Here is a 19,363-nt window from a genome sequence, read left to right on the forward strand (position 1 = left end):
AATGTGGCCTGCGGGGGGTCCCATGCAAGCTCCATCCCAAACTTCGTCCAGTACGCCCGAGTCCGTCATGAGTCAGATCAACGCCGTCGATGTCGAAATCTCCGTCGTCCTCGGTCGCTCCGTGCTGCCCATGTCCCAACTGCTCAAGATGGGTCGTGGCGCCGTGATTCCGCTGAACGCCACCGAGTCGGACGAGGTCTGGATTCTGGCCAACAACCATCCGATCGCGCGCGGCGAGATCTCGATCAGCGACGACCGCATTGCGATCACCGTGACCCGCCCCGCCGACGTCTACGACTTCATGGCCGGCTCCGCCTGACCCCGGCGGGCAGCGCTATTCGGCCGCCTCTGTCTTCACCAGCACCGCGTCAATCGGCTGGATCACGCCATTGCGGGCCTGGACCTCGGTCCCGGACAGACGCGCGGACGCACCATCCGACGCCGTGACCACGATGGTCTCGCCGTCGCGGGTGAAGGTCAGCATGTCGTCCCCCATGGTCCGCATCTGGGCCTGATCGTTCCCGGACGCATCGATGGCGGCATTGATGTCCGCCCGGCCCAGCGAGCCCGGCACGATGTGGGCGCGCACCAGCGCCGCAGCCTCGGCCGACATGGCCTCATCCTTCAATCCGTCGGCATCGGTGCCCAGGGCCGTGTCCGACGGCGCGAACACCGTATAGGGCCCGACGCCTTCCAGAGCGGTGGAGAGACCCGAATTGTCCAGCACGTCGCGGAAGCCCGCCGCATCACCCTGATCCGACAGGGCCGCCGTCAGTGTCCGGTCTGATCGGGTCGAGGCGATCTCAGATCCGGTCGTGTCCGTCTCGGGCGCCGGGTCACAGGCCGCGAGCGACAGGCCGGCGACGCCCAGCACGGCGGCGGACAGCATCAGGGTATGAAGACGATTGCGCATGATGACTCTCCCCGGCCCTAGGCCAACAGCTGGATAACGGCCTGCACCAGCCGGGTGGTCGGATCGACCTGATAGACATAGCCGTCGCTGTACCGGTACCAGGACTGCGGACTGTCCGCGTACTGCCCGCGATACTGGTACGGCACATTGTAGACGTCATAGCCCTGCGGCATGGCCTGTCCGACGGTCCACGGCTGGCCGGTCAGCAGGGCCGCGACCGACTGGATCGCCTGCGTCTGCGGGTCCACGCCGTACAGAACGCCGTCGGCATAGCGATAGCTGTAACGGTCATTCAGGCCGTAATACTGGCTGTAGTACTGCGGCGCAGGCTGATAGCTGTACTGCTGGGGCCAGAGGTTGCCGAGGCCGAGCGCCCCGCCCAGCGCCGGCAGCCACCCGGTCAGGCCGCCGTTCCGGTCATAGCGATACATATAGCCGTCGTCATAGCGGTACCGGTAACCCTCGTCCCCGCGCAGCCAGTAGCCGTCGTACCGGCCCAGGGCCTCGCGCCGCATCTGGCGGGCCTGTCCCGGCGGCAGGCAGCCGTTGTTCTTCTTCGCCAGTCCCGGCGGGCATCCATCGATCAGCGCACGGCGCTCCACGCGGCCGTCGCGGAACAGGGTCACCACCGGCTCGGGCCGGTCATCACGACCGACCGGGACCGTCACCCGGGCCCGTGCATCGGCCCGTCGATCGGCATCGCGCACATCGGGACCATTGCCCCGATCCCGGGGTCGCGGCTCTACCTGGGGCGGCACCGGGCCATTACCGTTGCCGCGCGCCGCCGGAGGACCACGATCATCCTTGCGGGCGTTGTCATTGCCCCGACCCGGGTTACCCCGGTTGCCGTTGCCGGGACCGTCCTGGACGCGCTCGGCGCGGGCCGCCTGCGCCCGACCATTCCCGTTGCCATTGCCATTGCCGTTGCCACGATCCTGATCGGCAGCCAGCGCTGGCAGGGCCAGCGCCGCCGACAGCGCGAGGGTGGAAACCAGGGTGATGTGCGATTTCATGGTACTCCGTCCTGTGAAAGACGCCCTTCTGTCGGGTCAGGAAACGTGATCCCCCCGGCGATGTTCCGCCGACGGAGCGCTCGGACACTCGGCGGCCCCACTGCGCGAATGCGGGACGATGCCCCTTCCCTTTCCCCGCGACCTGCGCTATCGCCCCCGCTCCGATGCGAGCGGTCGTGGCGGAATTGGTAGACGCGCAGCGTTGAGGTCGCTGTGGGGCAACCCGTGGAAGTTCGAGTCTTCTCGACCGCACCATCTGATATCGAAGGGCGAATCATCGGCGAATAGCTGATCTGAAATCCGGGAGGCAGCCGCGTGAGCACAGACGCCATCGCATCCCCGGGCCCTGAATCCGACGAGATCGAGCACATCGCGCTCGACGAGGACTATGTGCTGACGCCCGCCTTCGTGGAAAAGGTCGTCGACGCCGCCGATGACGGCGACGGCATGCGGCTGCGCGGCCTGCTGGAAGACCTCCACCCCGCCGACGTCGCCGACCTGATGGGCTTTCTGACGGCCGAGCACCGCGCGGTGGTAACGCTCTGGCTGCCGCCCGAACTGCTGGCCGAGACCCTTCCCGAGCTCGACGACGGTATCCGCGAGGAGGTGCTGGAGCGCGTTCCCCACCTGACCCTGGCCGAGGCGCTGCAGGAGCTCGACTCGGACGACGCCGCCGCCGTGGTCGAGGACCTGGAGGACGACCGGCGCGAGCGGGTGCTGGCCGCCATGCCCGAGCTGGACCGGGCCGCGATCGAGAGCAGCCTCGGCTATGCGGAGGACTCCGCCGGCCGTCTGATGCAGCGCGAGGTCATGGCCGCGCCCCAGTTCTGGAGCGTCGGCGACACCATCGACCACGTCCGCGCCCAGGGCGAGGAGCTGCCGGAACTGTTCTTCGACATCTATGTCGTCGATCCGCTGAACCGGCCGGTGGGTGGCGTCGCTGTCAGCCAGCTCCTGCGCGCGCCCCGCGCCGTCCCGCTGACCGAGCTGATGGAGCCGATCAACGAGATCACCGTGGACCAGGACCAGGAAGAGGTCGCCTACGTCTTCGAGAAATACCACCTGATTTCGGCGCCGGTGATCGACTCGGCCGGGCGGCTGGTCGGCCAGATCACCGTCGATGACATCGTCAACATCATCCAGGAAGAGAACCGCGAGGACATCCTGCGCCTCGCCGGTGTGTCGGACGAGGACCGGGGCTCGTCGATTCCGGAGATCGTCCGCGGTCGCGTGCCCTGGCTGGCGATCAATCTGGCCACGGCGGTGCTGGGCGCCAGCGTCATCTCCTGGTTCGGCGCCACCCTGGAACAGATCATCGCGCTTGCCGTGCTGATGCCGATCGTCTCGGCCATCGGGGGCAATGCCGGCACCCAGGCCCTGACCGTGACCGTGCGCGCGCTCGCCACCCGTGAGCTGAACAGCTCCAACGCCGTGCGGACCTTCTGGCGCGAACTGGTGGTCGGTCTGGCCAACGGCCTGATCCTGTCGCCCCTGATCGGCATCGCCGCTGCCCTCTGGTCCGGCGACTGGCGCATCGGTGCGGTCATCTCGACCGCCATGGTGCTGAACCTGCTGGTCGCGGCCACTGTCGGCGTGCTGACGCCCCTGACCCTGTCCCGGCTCAAGTTCGACCCTGCGGTCTCCTCGGCCGTCTTTGTCACGGCGACGACCGATTTCTTTGGTTTCCTGATCTTCCTTGGCCTCGCCACCATCGTCCTGCTCTAGGCCGGAGGGCGTGGCCCGCCCCTTGCTGGGTGTCTGGCACGGCGAGGGTCGCCGTCTCGATTTGGGTCAATTGCGGTGTCTGAAGCCATCCGACACAAGATGAAGGTCTCCCGCGAGGGAGTGGTGCTCATCAAGAGCTTCGAGGGGTTCCGCGCGACCGCCACCCTCGATGCCGACGGGCGCTGGGTGATCGGCTACGGTCACCGTCTGACCGCGCGCGAGGGCCTGACCATCGGCGAGGCCGATGCCGAGCTGCTGCTGCAGTACGACCTGATCCCCGTGGTCAAGGCGCTGAACGGCGCCATGGACGACGGTCGCATCCCGACCCTTAACGGCCACCAGTTCGATGCCCTGGCCAGTTTCGCCCTGTCGGTCGGGGTCGAGACCTTCATGGCCTCCGATGTGCTCGAGACCCTGACCCGGGGGGCGACCGGCGAGGCCGCCGACGCCCTGGTCCACTGGCCCCAGCCCGCCTCGCCCCAGGACGGCCTGCGCCGTCGGGCGGCCGAGCGCGCGCTGTTCATGGCCGATCCGGGTCACCCCGTGGCACTGGCCGCCCTGCTGTCGGCCCCCCTGCCGCCGCCCGAACCCGCGCCGGCCGCAGAGCCTGAGCCGGACGACCGGGATCCCCGCGCCGAGGCCGTCGCCGTCCTGCTCGGCGAGACCGAAGCCGCCGCAGAGCCGCAGCCCGACGCCGCGCCCGAGGCGCAGCCCGCGCCGGACGTCCAGATCCCGAACTTCGGCCCCGCCCCGCTGCAGTCCGAGGTCCCCGAGCATCCCATGGTGGGCGAGGCGACCGACGCCCCGGCCTCCAACCCCGAGCCGCCCGCTGCGCCCGCGCCTGCGCCCACGGCCGCGCCTGCATTCCAGCGCTTCCTGCCCTATTCGGTCCAGGCCATCGGCCCCCTGCCCTTCCTGACCGCGGCCCCGGCGCCCGAGCCGGCTCCGGCCCCCGTCCCTGAGCCTGAACCTGCGCCCGAGCCAATCGAGGAGCCCCAACCGGAGCCCGAACCGGCACCGGCGCCCGAGCCCGAGGCCCAGCCCGAGCCCCAGGTCGAGGACACCCCCGTCACCCTGCCGGCCTTCGGCGAATCAGCCACGTTCCCGCCGGCCGCGCCGGCGCTGGAGCTGACCCCGCCGTCCCCGGTCGAGGAACCCCCGCCGCTCCGTCCGGTCTGGACCGAGGGGGACCGCAGCGGCGGCTTCCAGCTGGACCAGTCGCCCCTGTTCATCGACGACGGCGGCCAGACCGGTGTGCTGGTCCACGAAATGCCGGAAGAGCCGGCTCGCCGCTTCGACTGGCGCGAGACGGGGGCCTTCCTGATCATGGGCGGCGTGGGTCTGGCGGCCTGCACCGCCTCGGCCGCTGCCTTCCGCCTCGCCGTCGACCAGCCGTCTCCGATGGGCGAGACCACCCTGATCGCCTGGGTGCTGGCCGTGATTGGCGCGGCTTGCGTCGGCGTCTCGGCCCTCAACCTCTATCTGCGCTTCGGGCGCGGACGCTCGGGCGACAACGGGACGGCGGCCGAAGACGGCGAAGCCTGACGGTCGGGCGCCGGGGTCTTACCGGACCGCGGGATCGGTGCTAACCCGCTCGGCATGAGCATTCCCAACGCCCCCCAATCCATGGAATTCGGCCTCGGCGAGACCGCTGACGCCATCCGCGACACCACCGCCCGCTGGGCCACCGACCGGCTGGCCCCCCGCGCCGCCGAGATCGACGAAAAGAACGAATTCGCCCGCGACCTCTGGCCCGAAATGGGCGAGCTGGGCCTGCACGGCATCACTGTCGAGGAAGAGTTCGGCGGCCTCGGCCTCGGCTATCTGGAACACTGCGTGGCCATGGAGGAAGTCTCGCGCGCCTCGGCCTCGATCGGCCTCTCTTACGGCGCCCACTCCAACCTCTGCGTCAACCAGATCCGCCGCTGGGGCACCCCGGAGCAGAAGGCGAAATACCTGCCCAAGCTGATCTCGGGCGAACACGTCGGCTCGCTGGCCATGTCCGAGGCCGGCTCCGGCTCCGACGTCATGTCGATGAAGACCCGCGCCGAGAAAAAGGGCGACCGCTACGTCCTGAACGGCACCAAATTCTGGATCACCAACGCCCCGCACGCCGAGACCCTGGTGGTCTATGCCCGCACCGGCGACGGTAATGGCGGCGTCACCGCCTTCCTGATCGAGAAGGGCATGAAGGGTTTCTCGGTCTCCAGGAAGCTCGACAAGATGGGCATGCGCGGCTCCGACACCGCCGAGCTGGTATTCGAGGACTGCGAGGTCCCGGCTGAGAACATCATGGGCGGCGAAGGCCGCGGCGCGGCCGTCCTGATGAGCGGCCTCGACTATGAGCGCGCCGTGCTGGCCGCCGGACCGCTGGGCATCATGCAGGCCGCCCTCGACGTCGTCCTGCCCTACGTCCGCGAGCGGAAACAGTTCGGCAAGCCGATCGGCAGCTTCCAGCTGATGCAGGCCAAGGTCGCCGACATGTACGTCGCCCTGAACAGCGCCCGCGCCTATGTCTATGCCGTCGCCCGCGCCTGCGACCAGGGCCTGACCACCCGCTATGACGCCGCCGGCGCCATCCTGCTGGCCTCGGAAAATGCCGTGAAGGTCAGCCTCGAGGCCGTCCAGGCTCTCGGCGGGGCAGGCTACACAAAGGAATGGCCCGTCGAACGCCTCGTCCGCGACGCCAAACTCTATGACATCGGCGCCGGCACGAACGAGATCCGGCGGTTCCTGATCGGTCGGGAGTTGCTGGGGGGATGACTCCCCTCTGGCCCCTTTTTCTGACGTACATCGTCGGCTTGGGGGTCGACATCTTCGCGGCCAGGCAGGCTTGGCCGCTCTTCCGACGCATGGAACGGGAAGGCATCCTGAAAAAGCCGGTTCCCGACCTGCTCGAGGGCAACACGAATGCTTGGCGCACGACCGTCTTGGTGTGGGCCACGCCAGTTCCGGCAGAACGCAAGCGGCTGCGGAGATGGCTCCTGATCTGTCGCGCGGCACAGATCACATGGGTCGCTTCAATTCTGGCCATTCTGGCCATCGGGATCACCCGGCCTCCGAGTATGTCCCCGGAATCCAGCTCTGCGTCCCCGGCCGGCGATGTTCGGCTGGAGATTGGCTCGCAATGATCCCCGCCCCCCTCCTCGCCGAGTTGCAAGCGCGCTACGCCGAGCCGCAGCGCCAGTATCACACCTGGGCACACATCGAGGCCCTGCGGCGATGGTTCGGGCAGCGCTGCGCGCATCTGCACGATCCGGCGGCGGTCGAGCTGGCCATCCTGTTTCACGATGCCGTCTATGATCCAACCCGAACGGACAATGAGGCCGAGAGCGCCCGCCTCCTGAAGGACGCCGACCTGCCGGGCCTCGACGACACTGTCCGCGCCCAGGCCGTACGGATGATCGAGGCGACGGCCCGTCACGAAGTCCCCGACGGCCTCGACGCGCTCGACCGGAGCGACATGGCCGAGTTCCTCGACATGGACCTCTCAATCCTCGGCGCCCGGCCGGATGTGTTCGACACCTACGAACAGAACATCCGCCGCGAATACACCTTTGTGCCTGAGCCGCTCTATCGCGAGGCCCGGCGCGACATCCTGCAGCGTTTCGTCGAACGCCCCTCGCTCTACTTCAGCGACTGGGGCCGGGCGACGTTTGAGGATCAGGCCCGCGCCAATCTGGAGCGGTCGATCCAGCGACTGCAATAGATCCCGCCTTCAGCCTTCCTGTCGCCAGCGGCGGTCGAGGGTCGCCGTCACCCCGCACAGCTGGATGAAGCCGATCACCGGCCGGCCCGGCCCATCCCCGGTCGGCCGCGCCATCAGCGGCGTCAGCACATGCTGCTTCGGAAAGCGGGCCAGCTTTAAATCGGGATCGGCTCGCAGATGCGGGCACAGTTTTGCGGAGCGCTGGGCACAGGCCCTGTGCAGCGGTGCGATGGCGCCCGCATCGACGACCCGCTGGTCGTCGTGGATGTCCGGCGGCAGGTTTACCCCCCGGGCCCGCAGCGCTCCCGCCGAGCGGACCTTTGCCGTCAGGGTCCAGCGGTCCCCGGGTGGCGTCGGCTCTCCGCACATGGGGCACAGCATGCGCACGACCGTGTCGCGCTGCCGCTCCAGATGGTTCTGGGAATACAGGGGCCGGCCCCGCCCCGGATCATGCGTCTGACACAGAGCGGGGCGCCCGCCGACAGTCGCACAGCGCGCCGCGCCCGTGGGTTCCTCGGCGGTCCAGCTGGTGACCCAGGGAACGTCGATGCCCACCTTCAGCGACGAGAGCTTGTGCATGGACCGACCATGAACCTCTCCGCGTCGGCAGGCCAGCCGGAACCGCCCAACCGGCCACGGATTGGTTTCCCAGGAAAGGAGAGTCCCATGCCCGCCAAATCCGCTGCCCAACAGAAAGCCGCCGGCGCCGCCCTGTCGGCCAAGCGCGGCGACACGCCGAAATCCGACCTCAAGGGCGCGTCGAAATCCATGGTCGAGTCCATGAGCGAGAAGGAGCTGGAGGAGATGGCCAGCACCTCCCGCAAGGGCAAACCCGAACACAAGGGCGACTGAGGGGCGGGCGGGCCTGCCCCCCTCTTCCTTCTCCCCTTGCGGGAGAAGGTGCCCCCTGAGAAGGGGGCGGATGAGGGGTCGCGCTGCGGTCTGATAGTCACCGGGCCGGTCAAAGCGAACTCATCATCACCCGACTGAGAGACCCCTCATCCGTCAGGCTTCGCCTGCCACCTCCTCCCGCAAGGGGAGAAGGACCGCTGCCCGATGCCCTCAACCATCACAGTCGCCCCCGAATTCCCCCGCCCTTTCAAAGCCCCCACCCTTTCCCGACCCAACTTCCCCACCTCACCTCAGGCCTGTGCCAACGTCCTCCCGTCCCGTCGCACGGAGGGCTCGTAAGGCCTGCGACCTTGTGAGCGGCGGGAGCGATGGAGCGGGGTCGGGTCCAAGGGCCTGAGCACCCTCGATCTCCGCCTCCGGGTGCGGGATCGGGGCAAGGGTTGAGGGGGATACTCAGCCGTTCCGGGAGCCTTCGCAGGAAGGCCCCGCCCGTCGGAGGCGCTGCGGTAAGGCCCGAATACGGCCACCCGACGCAAGCTTCCGGAAAACCACCGCGCGGAGCGTCAGCCTTCGTCGAAACGGTATTTACTCAATGACTCCGGGCGAAGGCCCGGCGCTCCGCCTGCTCTCCACCCTCTGCCGCGCGCGGCGAGAGGCGCTTCCGCCTGTCCGGTCTTTGAAATCCAGCGTGCGCCTACGCCCGCACCGCCCCCGCCCGGCCCTCGACGCCCAGCGCGACCAGCGCCGTCGCGGCGATCTGGTCGGCGTTCAGGCCGGCGGCGGCATATTGCACCTCGGGCTTGTCGTGGTCTTGGAAGACGTCGGGCAGGTGCAGGGTGCGCACCTTCAGCCCCGCATCCAGCGCGCCCTTTTCGGCCAGCATCTGCAGCACAAAGCCGCCGAAGCCACCGATCGCGCCCTCCTCGACCGTGATCAGCACCTCGTGCTCGCGGGCCAGACGCAGGATCAGGTCCTCGTCCAGTGGCTTGGCAAACCGGGCATCGGCGACCGTGGTCGACACGCCCCGGGCGGCCAGGGATTCGGCGGCCTTCAGCGATTCCTGCAGGCGCGTGCCGAGGCTCAGGATCGCCACCGTCGTGCCCTCGCGCACGATGCGGCCCTTGCCGATCTTGAGCGGCGCGGCCAGTTCGGGGATCTCGACGCCCACCCCGTCCCCGCGCGGATAGCGGAAGGCGCTGGGCCGGTCGTCGATCTCGAGGCTGGTGGCGATCATGGCGGCCAATTCGGCCTCATCCGCCGCGGCCATCAGCACCATACCCGGCAGGGCGCCCATATAGCCGATGTCGAAACTGCCGGCATGGGTCGAGCCGTCGGCCCCGACCAGACCGGCCCGGTCCATGGCAAAGCGCACGGGCAGCGACTGGATGGCCACGTCGTGGACCACCTGGTCATAGCCGCGCTGGAGGAAGGTCGAATAGATGGCGCAGACCGGCTTCATCCCGTCGGCCGCCAGACCGGCGCAGAAGGTCACCGCGTGCTGTTCGGCAATGCCCACGTCGAACGTCCGCTCGGGGAAGGCCTGGCCGAACAGGTCCAGCCCGGTGCCCGACGGCATGGCCGCCGTCACGGCCACGATCGACGGGTCGCGCTCGGCCCGCTTGATCAGCTCGGTCCCGAACACCTTGGTATAGCTGGGCGCGTTCGAGACCGGCTTGGCCTGCTTGCCCGAGATCACGTCGAACTTGGCCACGCCGTGATACTTGTCGGCGCTGCTCTCGGCCGGGGCATAGCCCTTGCCCTTTTGCGTCACGACGTGGACCAGCACAGGCCGGTCGTCGACCGCCGCGGCATTCTTCAGCACCGGGATCAGAGCATCCATGTCGTGCCCGTCGATCGGGCCGACGTAGTAGAAGCCCAGCTCCTCGAAGAAGGTCCCGCCGACCACCATGCCCCGGGCATATTCCTCGGCCTTGCGTGCCGCATCGCGAAACGGGCGGGGGAAGTGCTGGGCCACCGACTTTCCGAAGCGGCGCAGGTTGCGATAGGTGCCGCCCGAGACCTGCTTGGCCAGATAGGCGCTCATACCGCCCACCGGCGGGGCGATCGACATGTCGTTGTCGTTCAGCACCACGACCAGCTGTTTGGTGGTCTCGGCGGCGTTGTTCATGGCCTCATAGGCCATGCCCGCCGACATCGAGCCGTCGCCGATCACGGCCACGACCTTGTTGGTCTCGCCCTTCTGGTCGCGGGCGGCCGCAAAGCCCAGCCCGGCCGAGATCGAGGTCGAGGCGTGGGCGGCGCCGAACGGGTCGTACTCACTTTCCGACCGCTTGGTGAAGCCCGACAGGCCGCCGCCCTGACGCAGGGTGCGGATGCGGTCGCGCCGTCCGGTCAGGATCTTGTGCGGATAGCACTGGTGCCCGACGTCCCAGATCAGAATGTCCTTCGGCGTCTCGAACACATGGTGCAGGGCCACCGTCAGCTCGACCACGCCCAGTGCCGAACCCAGATGCCCGCCCGTCACCGACACGGCATCGATCACCTCGGCGCGCAGCTCATCGGCCAGCTGGCGCAGCTGCGGCGTGCTCAGCCCGCGGGTGTCCGCAGGCAGGGTGACGGTATCGAGAAGGGGCGTATCAGGCATTCAGTCGGCTCGGTCCCGGACGCGGAGGTCGTCCTGCAGTCTCTCTACATGATTGATGGGCACCCGGAACACCAGTGAGGGATTCCTGAGCAATGGCTGATTGCCGCAGAGGATCCGTTCAGGACCGCCGTTTCAGCACGATATCCACGCTGGCGGACAGGATTTCGGCGGCGTCGCCGAAGACCTCCAGATGCGCCCGCGCCTGGTCCCGCAACAGGCTGACGCGCTCTCGCGCGGCCTCCAGCCCCAGCAGGGTGACGAAATTGGTCTTGCCCAGCCGTGCGTCCTTGCCTCCGGCCGCCTTGCCCAGCAGGGCCTCGTCGCCCTCGGCGTCCAGCACATCGTCGACGATCTGATAGGCCAGCCCCAGGTCGTGGGCAAAGGCGATCAGGGCCGTGCGCCGCTCGTCCCGGATCTCGCCGATGATCAGCGGAATCTCGAAGGCATGGGTGATCAGCGCCCCGGTCTTCAGCCGCTGCATACGCGCCACCCCGCCCAGGTCGTCACGCACCCCCATCAGGTCGATCATCTGGCCGCCCGCCATGCCCCGCGCCCCCGAGGCATAGGACAGCCGCCGGGCCAGTTCGCAGCGGATGGCCGGATCATCATGCGTATCCGGGTCCAGCAGGATGTCGAAGGCCGCCGTCTGCAGGGCATCGCCGGCCAGCACCGCCGTCGCCTCGTCATAGGCCCGGTGCAGGGTCGGCCGGCCGCGCCGCATGTCGTCGTCGTCCATGCAGGGCAGGTCGTCGTGGATCAGCGAATAGGCGTGCACACACTCCAGCGCACAGGCGGCCCGGAGCACCGCCCCCTCATCCAGGTCGAACAGCCGCCCGGCCTCCAGCGCAAAAAAGGGCCTCAGCCGCTTGCCGGGCCCCAGCGCCGCATAGCGCATGGCCTCGGTCAGGCGGGACTCCGGGCCGTCCGCGCGGGGCAGCAGTTCGTCGAGCGCCACGGTGATCAGGTCCGCGACCTCGGCGATCCGGTCGATCACCGCCTGCTCCGGGGAATTGGCGGCCAGGGGGATCAAAACAGCCGCCCCCCGACCGGAACCTCGCGGTCGACCCCGACCAGCACGACCTCGCCGTCGGCATCCGGAAAGCCCAGGGTCAGCACCTCGGACATCAGCGGCCCGATCTGGCGCGGGGGAAAGTTGACAACCGCCGCCACCTTGCGACCGACCAGCTGCGCGGGGGTGTAATGGCGGGTGATCTGGGCCGAGGACTTCCGGACCCCGATGTCAGGGCCAAAGTCGATCATCAGCTTGAAGGCCGGCTTGCGCGCCTCGGGAAAGGGTTCGGCGGTGACGATCTCGCCGACCCGCACATCCACCTTCAGGAAATCGTCGAAGGTGATCCGGTCGGCCGCGGGTCCGGACATCACTCGAACCCGGCGGGCTCGGCGCGGGCGGCCTTGCCGTCGGGGCCGACCACGATCTGCTCGACCCGCAGCTGGGCAGCCTTCAGCCGCGCCTCGCAAAGGGCTTTCAGGCGGGCGCCCTCCTCGTACAGGCTGATCGATTCCTCGAGCGGAGCCTGTCCGGATTCCAGCCGCGAGACGATGCCTTCCAGCCGCGCCAGCGCGTCTTCGAAGGACAGGTCCGGATCGGGCTTGGGGGCGTCGGCGGTCATGGCAGCGGTTCTGACAGGCAAGGCCGGGACAGGCAAGCCGCCCGGGCCCTTAGCGCTTCACGTAGCGCCGCTGCGACCAGTATTTGAAGCCCTGGTTATGGGCCAGGCGCCAGCCATTGGCCTTCAGCCGCCGGCCGACCATGTGGTTGAAGTAGCCGTGCGCCAGCACCAGCACATCGCCCCCCATGGCCGCCTTTTCGATCAGCAGACGGGCAGCGCGATCGGCCCGGGCCTCGGCCTCGCGGCGGGTCTCCTGCCCCTGATGGTGGTCAAAGGCGTGCCACCAGAAGCGCGACACCACCCCCCACCAGCGGGGCGACAGCTTGAACCAGTCGGGAAAGGGCGGCGGCGGCAGGGGCGCCTCGATAAACAGGGCGTCGCTGATCACTTCGCGATCCCCGGAGATGGCGGCGGCCGTCTCGATGGCGCGCTGGCGGGTGGACGACAGGATGAGGGCCGCCCCCTCCGCCGTCAGAAGCAGCTCGGCCGGCGGCGTCTGGCCTTCCAGCAAACCGCCCAGCTCATACTTGCCCCACCAGTCGCGGTACTGGCGGGCCGTGATCAGGCATTTGCGCGACAGGGCCGGTTCGCCGTGGCGGGCCAGCACGATGTCGCCCGTCGTGCCGGGACGGCGCGCAGCCGATTCGGCTTCCTTGCGCGTGCTGTCGGCAGCAAGATCGTTCAGGCGGTCGGGGTCGAGCATGGCATCGGGGTGGCTTGCGACAGTCAGCTGTCGGTCGGCGTGTCCCTCAATCCTCCCCAAGGGCCTGAACGTGCGCCACGGCAGATTGCCCCAGGCCGGCAAGGTCGTAGCCGCCCTCCAGCGAAGAGACAAGCTTGCCTGAACAGACCCGGCGCGCAACCTCTGCCACCGCCCGTGTGGCCCAGGCGAAATCCTCGGCCTCCAGGCTCTGGTGCGCCAGCGGATCGCGGCGATGCGCGTCGAACCCGGCCGAGATCAGGATCAGGTCGGGCGAGAAGGCCTCCAGCGCGGGCATCAGCCCTTCGGAAAAGGTCCGCCGCCAGACCTCCCGCGCAGCATGGGGCTCGACCGGCGCATTCACGATATTGCCGACCCCGGTCTCGGACCGTGCGCCGGTCCCGGGATAGAGGGGCATCTGGTGGATGGAGGCCAGGAACAGGGTCGGGTCGGCCTCGAACGCCGCCTGGGTGCCATTGCCGTGGTGCACGTCGAAATCCACCACGGCCACCCGCTGCGCCCCCTCCGCCTGCGCGACTCGCGCCGCAACGGCCACATTCGAGAACAGGCAGAAGCCCATCGACTGGTTCGGCTCTGCATGGTGGCCGGGCGGCCGGATCGCGCAGAACGCCCGGGTCATCTGGCCCGCCATCACGGCCCGGGTCGCGTCGATCACGGCCCCGGCCGCCAGACGCGCGGCGCGCACACTGCCCGGCGAAAGGTGGGTATCGGCGTCCAGCGACACCCGCCCGCTCTCCGGCGCGGCGTTCAGGATGTTGGCCACATAGTCGGCCGGATGCAGGCGCTCGAGATCGACGACCGAGGCCTCGCTCGCCTCCCGGCGATCATGGGCCAGTCCGGCGTCGTCCAGCGCCGCCAGCACCGCCGCCAGACGCTCCGGCCGCTCGGGATGGCCGACGCCGGGCTGGTGATCCGACATGGCAGGATGGGTGAAGATCGGCAGACTCATGACGACAGACTAGGGCTCGCCGGGGCGCTTGTCGCCTCCGTCGCGACGGCGTGATAAGCGCGCGCCATGACCGAGATCCTGATCCGCCCCGCCCGCATGGATGACGCCCCGGCCCTGTCCGAAGCCGGGGCCCGCACCTTCGTCGAGACCTTCATGGACGGCTTCGGCATTCCCTATCCGGAGGACGATCTGGCGATCTTCATGGATCAGGTGTTCAGCCTCGAGGCCACCCGCGTCCGACTGGCCGATCCGGCCATGGGCTGGTGGGTCGGTGAGCAAGACGGGAAACTGCTGGGCTTTGCCAATACCGGCCCGAACGCCCTGCCCCATCCGGATGCCCGCCCCGGCGAGACCGAACTGAAGCGGCTGTACATCCTCAAGGAAGCCCAGGGCCTCGGCCTCGGCACCCGCCTGCTCAAGGTCGCCATGGACTGGATGACCGAGCACGGCACCGGCGCCCAGTGGATCGGCGTCTGGAGCGGCAATCTGAAGGCCCAGAAGCTGTACGCGGCCTACGGCTTCAAGAAGGCCGGCGACTACCAGTTCGCCGTCGGGAGCTGGATGGATGACGAGTTCATCCTGCGGAAGCCCGCCTGATCCTGGCATGGACGCGCGGTCGCTCGCGTGGTCATCTGCCGATCCACACACGGGAGCCCTGCCATGCTGCGTCGTTTGTCCGGTCTGTTCGCCTGCGGATTGCTGCTTGCCCTGTCGACGCCGGTCGTCGCGCAGGAGGGCCCGCCACCGGCGACCGCCGAGGAGATCGCAGAAGCCCGCCAGATCGCCGACATGTTGATCAAGGGCGATGATGTCAGCCCCTACTTCACAAACATTACCGACGACGGCGTGCCGACAGTCCGGCACACGCGGAGCGGGCTGGTGTGCATGTTCGGCGGACTGGATGGCTCAAGGGTGGTCAGTTTCCCGGCCCAGGGAGGCGCTGAGCCCGGCGATGACGTGGGTTGCCTGAGCCGCGACGAGACTCTCGGTCTGGACCTTACGGTGTACGCCACACGCTATGTCGACGAGGTCCCGGCCGAGGACGTCATTGCCTCCGCAGCCTATGCCATCGAGCAGCGGTTCGAGGGCGTGAAGCCCTTCGAGGGTGACCTCAGCATCGTGTCCGTTGAGGGCATGGATCCGCCCCTGGCCGCAGCCTACGTTTACGAATCGACCGCCGGGCCCATGCTGACAATGGCCCTCGTCTCCCATCGCGACGGGTGGAGCTACAAGGTGCGGGCCACCGGACCGGCCGAACAGGCGACCGTCGTCAGTCTGATGGCCGGGATTACCCTGCTTATTGGCATGGACGTCGTCGACGCGGACGAATAGCCGGACCCCATGCTCCTCCCCTTCTTCACCGCGCTGCGTGACGCCCGGGTTCCGGTCTCGCTCAAGGAATGGCTGTTCCTGATGGAGGCCATGGACCGGCAGGTGCTGAGCGCCGACACGCGAGTCGAGGACTTCTACCACCTGTCGCGCGCCGTCCTGATCAAGGACGAGAAACACTATGACCGGTTCGATCAGGTGTTCGGCTCGGTGTTCAAGGGGCTGGAGACCCTAGGGCCGGGCGACGAGCCCGACGTCCACTCGGTGCCGGAGGACTGGCTGCGCCTGCTGAACGAGAAATACCTCACCGATGAGGAGAAGGCCCAGATCGAGGCCCTCGGCGGCTTCGACAAGCTGATGGAGACGCTTCGCCAGCGGCTTGAGGAGCAGCACGACCGCCACCAGGGCGGCAACAAATGGATCGGCACCGGCGGCACCAGCCCGTTCGGCAATGGCGGCTTCAATCCCGAGGGCATCCGCATCGGCGGCCAGTCGCGCCACGGCCGGGCGGTCAAGGTCTGGGAAAAGCGCGAATACCGGAATCTGGACGACTCGGTCGAACTGGGCACCCGCAACATCAAGGTGGCCCTGCGCCGCCTGCGCCGCTTCGCCCGGCAGGGCACGCCGGACGAGCTGGACATGGATGCCACTATCGACGGCACCGCGCGTCAGGGATGGCTGGACATCCAGATGCGGCCCGAGCGGCGAAACACGATCAAGGTGCTGCTGTTCCTCGACATCGGCGGTTCCATGGATGGCCACGTCAAGCTTTGCGAAGAGCTGTTCTCGGCCGCCAAATCCGAGTTCCGGCACCTGGAGTTCTTCTACTTCCACAACTGCCTCTACGAGGGTGTCTGGAAGGACAACCGCCGCCGGCATGAGGCCCGCACCCCGACCTGGGAAGTGCTGAACCGCTATCCGGGCGACTGGCGTGCGGTGGTCGTGGGGGACGCCACCATGAGCCCCTATGAGGTCACCATGCCCGGCGGGTCGGTCGAGCACTGGAACGAGGAAGCCGGCGCCGTCTGGCTCAAACGCCTGCGCCAGCAATGGCCCAAGTCCGCATGGCTGAACCCGGTGCCAGAGCGCTACTGGTCTTACACGCCTTCGGTGGGCCTGATCCGGGAGGTGATGGAGGAGCAGATGTTCCCCCTCACACTGGACGGACTGGAGCGGGCCATGCGATCGTTGGCGCGCTAGGGAGGCGAACTCTCGGAGGCTGCCATGCTCAGTGCCCTTGTTCTCAGCCTGATCCTTCAGGATCCCCTGCCCCAGTGGGCGAAGGACGACCCCTACGCCTGGGAGCGCGCCCGGTGCCATCCGCAGGTGCGGGGCGACACCCCGCTCGAGACCTGCCAGCTTTCCGTGCGCCGCCAGCTCGCCGCCGAACTCGGCGACAGCCTGCCGGCCGCCCTGCGTCCCACCAGCGAGCTGGAAAACTGCGCCCGCGCCCAGGCCGACGCCGGCTATGCCGTCCAGTGCGACCAGCCGCGCGAGGTGCGCGGGCCGAGCACGCCGCAGCTTGCCGACCGCGGCCGCTGCGAAACCCGTCCCCGGGCCCGCCCCGACGGCGGAGTCGTCTGGGAAGAAGTGTGCGAGCAACCGGCCGGCCGAGACAACGACGGCGGCCTGCGCGTCAACCTGTCGGGCCGAGACTGAAAAAAGGCCGCTGTCCTGCGACAGCGGCCCCTTTGATCAGCGAGAGATCAGGCGATCAGTGCTTGATGTCTTCCTTGACGTCGCCGACGGTCTTCTGGACCTTGCCTTCGACCTGGTCGGCCTTGCCTTCGGCCTGAAGTTTGCGGTTGTCGGTCGCGTCGCCCGCGGCATCCTTGACATTGCCCATGGCTTCCTTGGCGCGGCCTTCGACTTGATCCTTGTTCATTGTCGTCTCCTGGGAGGAAGGGCAGACCCGTTGTCCGCCCGCATGAAGACTCAACCGGTGGCTGCTCTATCCGTTCCCGGGATCACGCGGTTGTGCGAGTGCGCAGCCATACGGCGACCGCCCAGGCGTGGGCGTCGTGCCTCAGTTCGGCCAGCGCCACGGCCGGTTCCAGCCAGACCAGCTCATGGTCGTCCTCGATCTTGCCGGACGGCACGGGGTCCAGCAGGGTCAGTGTCCAGAACCCGCCGGTGTTGTTGACGGTCCGACCGTCGCTCTTGTCGACGAACTGGGCCGCCTCGGTCAGGCGCTCCCCGGCGGCGACCCGCAGGCCGGTCTCCTCCCGGTATTCGCGGACGACCGCCTCGACCTCAGTCTCCTGCCCATCCCGGGCGCCACCGGGCAGATCGAGGTAGCTGTTCGCCCCCCGGTCGATCCGCACACAGGCCAGCCGCCCTTCATGCACCAGAAGCCCGAACGCGGTCGGACGCGGGGCATAGACGTGATCCGGGCGGGCCGTTCCGAACTGCAGCATGGGTAAAGCCTAGAGGTCGAAGGCCAGCTGGGCGCGCACGCCCTTGTGCTTGTCATCGAACTGGACGGCGGAACGCAGCCCGCCGGCCATGGCCGCCACGATCTTGGACCCCAGTCCCGTGCCCTTCGGCCCGTTGGTCTGGTCGCCCAGGCCCGGACCGTCGTCCTCGACCGTCAGCAGGGCGCGCCCTTCGCCATCGGCCTTGAGGTGGATGCGGATTTCGCCCCCCTGCCCGGGCTCATAGGCGTATTTGACCGCATTGGTGACCAGCTCGGTCACGATCACGCCCAGCGAGACCGCCTGGTCGGTGCCGACATTCATCGGATCGGCGTCCAGCTTGAGATTGGGGGCATTGTCCTCGCGACCCAACGAGACGCCCAGTTCCTCGATCAGGCTTTGCAGATATTCGTGCATCGCCACCTGGGCCATGTCGCCGGAGGTATAGAGCCGGCGGTGGACATGGGCGACCGCCTCGATCCGGGCCTGGGCCTCGCGCAGGGCATCGCGCGCGTCGCCGTCCTTCAGCTGGCGCATCTGGAGCGAGATGAAGCTGGACACCAGTTGCAGCGAATTGCCCACGCGGTGATTCACCTCGCGCAGCATGGCCTCGGCCCGGTCGCGCGCGATGCGGACCTCGTCCTGGGCGATCTCGTTCTCGCGCTGCAGGCGCCGACGGTGATGCGCGTCCTCGATGGCCGAGCGCAGCAGGGCGGTGAAGTCCTCGGACACGTCCTTGATGACATAGTCCGCCGCGCCGGCGCGAAGCGCGGCCACCGCGATGCGGCCCTCCTGGGCGCCGGTCACATAGACGACGGGGGGCGGGTCCTGCAGGGCCAGGATGTCAGGCAGGACGTCCAGCCCGTCACGCTCCGGCATATAGTGGTCGAGCGCGCAGACATCGAACGTCTTGCCGCTCCGCAGGATCTCGAGGCCCGCCTCGCCGTCGGCCGCGCAGGTCACCACAAAGCCCTGCCGGCCAAGCTCCTTCTCGACCAGACGCGAGAGACCCCGGTCGTCATCAATGTAGAGCAGGTGCAGGGGATTGGTCAGGGGCTGCAATCGGATATCGGCTCTCAGCTGATCTCGGGCGCCTGGATCACGGACAGGAACAGGCCCAGCTGCCGGATGGCGTCGGAGAAGGACTCATACTCCACCGGCTTGGTGATGTAGACGTTGCAGCCCAGATCGTAGCAGCGCTGGATCTCCACCTTGTCGTCCGTGGTCGTCAGAATGACCACCGGGGCCCGGCGCAGGCGCTCGTCCGACTTGATCTTCTCGAGGATGTCCGTGCCGGACATGTCGGGCAGGTTCAGGTCCAGCAGGATCAGCAGCGGGCCGTTGTTCAGCACCTTCTCGCTGAACAGATGCTCGAGGGCCGAGGAGCCGTCGGCGAAATGCTCGATCTCGTTCGAGATGTTGGCCCGGCGAATGTTCTTCTCGATCAGGCGCGCATGGCCGTGATCGTCCTCGATCATCACGATCTTCACAGAGTGCGGCAT

General features: G+C 68.2%; 24 protein-coding genes and 1 tRNA gene. 12 read left to right on the forward strand and 13 right to left on the reverse strand.

Features of this window, described 5'->3' with window-relative positions; translation table 11 throughout:
* Positions 1 to 22 precede the first annotated feature (22 nt).
* The gene (locus LC068_RS03915; RefSeq protein ID WP_226634694.1) at positions 23 to 319 is read left to right on the forward strand and encodes a FliM/FliN family flagellar motor switch protein; all 297 of its coding nucleotides are present in this window, start codon (positions 23 to 25) and stop codon (positions 317 to 319) included.
* A gap of 15 nt (positions 320 to 334) precedes the next feature.
* Here the strand turns inward: LC068_RS03915 and LC068_RS03920 are convergent, their stop codons facing one another.
* Both LC068_RS03920 and LC068_RS03925 read right to left on the reverse strand, forming a co-directional pair.
* Complete coding sequence (locus tag LC068_RS03920) at positions 335 to 913, reverse strand: fasciclin domain-containing protein (RefSeq protein WP_226634696.1); 579 nt, start codon at positions 911 to 913, stop codon at positions 335 to 337.
* A gap of 17 nt (positions 914 to 930) precedes the next feature.
* Positions 931 to 1,926 carry a hypothetical protein gene (locus LC068_RS03925; protein ID WP_226634698.1) on the reverse strand — a complete coding sequence of 332 codons (996 nt, stop codon included), beginning with the start codon at positions 1,924 to 1,926 and terminating at the stop codon, positions 931 to 933.
* 170 nt (positions 1,927 to 2,096) lie between these two features.
* Between LC068_RS03925 and LC068_RS03930 the strand changes: the two genes are divergently transcribed.
* The 6 genes from LC068_RS03930 (at position 2,097) to LC068_RS03955 (ending at position 7,360) form a co-directional block, all read left to right on the forward strand.
* Positions 2,097 to 2,181: transfer RNA gene (locus tag LC068_RS03930), tRNA-Leu, on the forward strand.
* Between the two features lie 60 nt (positions 2,182 to 2,241).
* Positions 2,242 to 3,651 carry a magnesium transporter gene (gene mgtE / locus LC068_RS03935; protein WP_226634700.1) on the forward strand — a complete coding sequence of 470 codons (1,410 nt, stop codon included), beginning with the start codon at positions 2,242 to 2,244 and terminating at the stop codon, positions 3,649 to 3,651.
* 99 nt (positions 3,652 to 3,750) lie between these two features.
* Positions 3,751 to 5,196 carry a lysozyme gene (locus LC068_RS03940; RefSeq protein WP_226635474.1) on the forward strand — a complete coding sequence of 482 codons (1,446 nt, stop codon included), beginning with the start codon at positions 3,751 to 3,753 and terminating at the stop codon, positions 5,194 to 5,196.
* 54 nt (positions 5,197 to 5,250) lie between these two features.
* Positions 5,251 to 6,414: an isovaleryl-CoA dehydrogenase gene (locus LC068_RS03945; RefSeq protein WP_226634702.1), complete on the forward strand. Its 1,164-nt coding sequence runs from the start codon at positions 5,251 to 5,253 to the stop codon at positions 6,412 to 6,414.
* Positions 6,411 to 6,782 (forward strand): hypothetical protein, encoded by a 372-nt coding sequence (locus LC068_RS03950; protein WP_226634704.1) that lies wholly within the window; start codon positions 6,411 to 6,413, stop codon positions 6,780 to 6,782. Before LC068_RS03945 ends, LC068_RS03950 begins: the two co-directional genes overlap by 4 nt.
* Entirely contained in the window at positions 6,779 to 7,360 is a 582-nt protein-coding gene (locus LC068_RS03955) for an HD domain-containing protein (protein WP_226634705.1), read from the forward strand. Before LC068_RS03950 ends, LC068_RS03955 begins: the two co-directional genes overlap by 4 nt.
* 9 nt (positions 7,361 to 7,369) lie before the next feature.
* Here the strand turns inward: LC068_RS03955 and LC068_RS03960 are convergent, their stop codons facing one another.
* Positions 7,370 to 7,939: a hypothetical protein gene (locus LC068_RS03960; RefSeq protein ID WP_226634706.1), complete on the reverse strand. Its 570-nt coding sequence runs from the start codon at positions 7,937 to 7,939 to the stop codon at positions 7,370 to 7,372.
* 87 nt (positions 7,940 to 8,026) lie between these two features.
* On the opposite strand from LC068_RS03960, the gene LC068_RS03965 reads away from it, so the two are divergent.
* Positions 8,027 to 8,212: a DUF3008 family protein gene (locus LC068_RS03965; protein WP_226634707.1), complete on the forward strand. Its 186-nt coding sequence runs from the start codon at positions 8,027 to 8,029 to the stop codon at positions 8,210 to 8,212.
* 694 nt (positions 8,213 to 8,906) lie between these two features.
* Here LC068_RS03965 and dxs read toward each other — a convergent pair.
* From dxs to LC068_RS03995, 6 genes are all read right to left on the reverse strand, one after another.
* Positions 8,907 to 10,817, reverse strand: a complete 1,911-nt coding sequence (gene dxs / locus LC068_RS03970) for a 1-deoxy-D-xylulose-5-phosphate synthase (protein WP_226634708.1) — start codon at positions 10,815 to 10,817, stop codon at positions 8,907 to 8,909.
* A gap of 118 nt (positions 10,818 to 10,935) precedes the next feature.
* A complete protein-coding gene (locus LC068_RS03975) occupies positions 10,936 to 11,811 on the reverse strand; it encodes a polyprenyl synthetase family protein (RefSeq protein ID WP_226635451.1) in 876 nt (291 codons plus the stop codon).
* Positions 11,812 to 11,843: 32 nt separating this feature from the next.
* A complete protein-coding gene (locus tag LC068_RS03980; RefSeq protein WP_226634709.1) occupies positions 11,844 to 12,197 on the reverse strand; it encodes a tRNA-binding protein in 354 nt (117 codons plus the stop codon).
* The gene (locus LC068_RS03985; RefSeq protein WP_226634710.1) at positions 12,197 to 12,448 is read right to left on the reverse strand and encodes an exodeoxyribonuclease VII small subunit; all 252 of its coding nucleotides are present in this window, start codon (positions 12,446 to 12,448) and stop codon (positions 12,197 to 12,199) included. The genes LC068_RS03980 and LC068_RS03985 overlap by 1 nt, the downstream gene beginning before the upstream one ends.
* 49 nt (positions 12,449 to 12,497) lie before the next feature.
* Positions 12,498 to 13,151: a histidine phosphatase family protein gene (locus tag LC068_RS03990; protein ID WP_226634712.1), complete on the reverse strand. Its 654-nt coding sequence runs from the start codon at positions 13,149 to 13,151 to the stop codon at positions 12,498 to 12,500.
* A gap of 46 nt (positions 13,152 to 13,197) precedes the next feature.
* Positions 13,198 to 14,118, reverse strand: coding sequence for a histone deacetylase family protein (locus LC068_RS03995; protein ID WP_226634713.1), 921 nt, complete (start codon positions 14,116 to 14,118; stop codon positions 13,198 to 13,200).
* Positions 14,119 to 14,184: 66 nt separating this feature from the next.
* Here LC068_RS03995 and LC068_RS04000 point away from each other — a divergent pair, with 66 nt between their 5' ends.
* From LC068_RS04000 to LC068_RS04015, 4 genes are all read left to right on the forward strand, one after another.
* Positions 14,185 to 14,715, forward strand: a complete 531-nt coding sequence (locus tag LC068_RS04000) for a GNAT family N-acetyltransferase (RefSeq protein WP_226634716.1) — start codon at positions 14,185 to 14,187, stop codon at positions 14,713 to 14,715.
* 63 nt (positions 14,716 to 14,778) lie between these two features.
* A complete protein-coding gene (locus LC068_RS04005) occupies positions 14,779 to 15,450 on the forward strand; it encodes a hypothetical protein (RefSeq protein ID WP_226634717.1) in 672 nt (223 codons plus the stop codon).
* 9 nt (positions 15,451 to 15,459) lie between these two features.
* Complete coding sequence (locus LC068_RS04010; RefSeq protein WP_226634719.1) at positions 15,460 to 16,647, forward strand: vWA domain-containing protein; 1,188 nt, start codon at positions 15,460 to 15,462, stop codon at positions 16,645 to 16,647.
* A 24-nt stretch (positions 16,648 to 16,671) separates the two neighbouring features.
* Positions 16,672 to 17,106 carry a hypothetical protein gene (locus tag LC068_RS04015; RefSeq protein ID WP_226634721.1) on the forward strand — a complete coding sequence of 145 codons (435 nt, stop codon included), beginning with the start codon at positions 16,672 to 16,674 and terminating at the stop codon, positions 17,104 to 17,106.
* Positions 17,107 to 17,161: 55 nt separating this feature from the next.
* Here LC068_RS04015 and LC068_RS04020 read toward each other — a convergent pair whose 3' ends face one another.
* From LC068_RS04020 to LC068_RS04035, 4 genes are all read right to left on the reverse strand, one after another.
* Positions 17,162 to 17,332: a CsbD family protein gene (locus LC068_RS04020; RefSeq protein ID WP_226634723.1), complete on the reverse strand. Its 171-nt coding sequence runs from the start codon at positions 17,330 to 17,332 to the stop codon at positions 17,162 to 17,164.
* An 82-nt stretch (positions 17,333 to 17,414) separates the two neighbouring features.
* Positions 17,415 to 17,864, reverse strand: coding sequence for an NUDIX domain-containing protein (locus tag LC068_RS04025; protein ID WP_226634725.1), 450 nt, complete (start codon positions 17,862 to 17,864; stop codon positions 17,415 to 17,417).
* A gap of 9 nt (positions 17,865 to 17,873) precedes the next feature.
* The gene (locus LC068_RS04030; protein ID WP_226634727.1) at positions 17,874 to 18,923 is read right to left on the reverse strand and encodes a histidine kinase dimerization/phosphoacceptor domain -containing protein; all 1,050 of its coding nucleotides are present in this window, start codon (positions 18,921 to 18,923) and stop codon (positions 17,874 to 17,876) included.
* A 14-nt stretch (positions 18,924 to 18,937) separates the two neighbouring features.
* Positions 18,938 to 19,363, reverse strand: coding sequence for a response regulator (locus LC068_RS04035; RefSeq protein WP_209116555.1), 426 nt, complete (start codon positions 19,361 to 19,363; stop codon positions 18,938 to 18,940).

It is taken from the genome of Brevundimonas poindexterae (genome assembly GCF_020524625.1).
In the GTDB taxonomy this organism is placed as follows: Bacteria; Pseudomonadota; Alphaproteobacteria; order Caulobacterales; family Caulobacteraceae; genus Brevundimonas; species Brevundimonas poindexterae_A.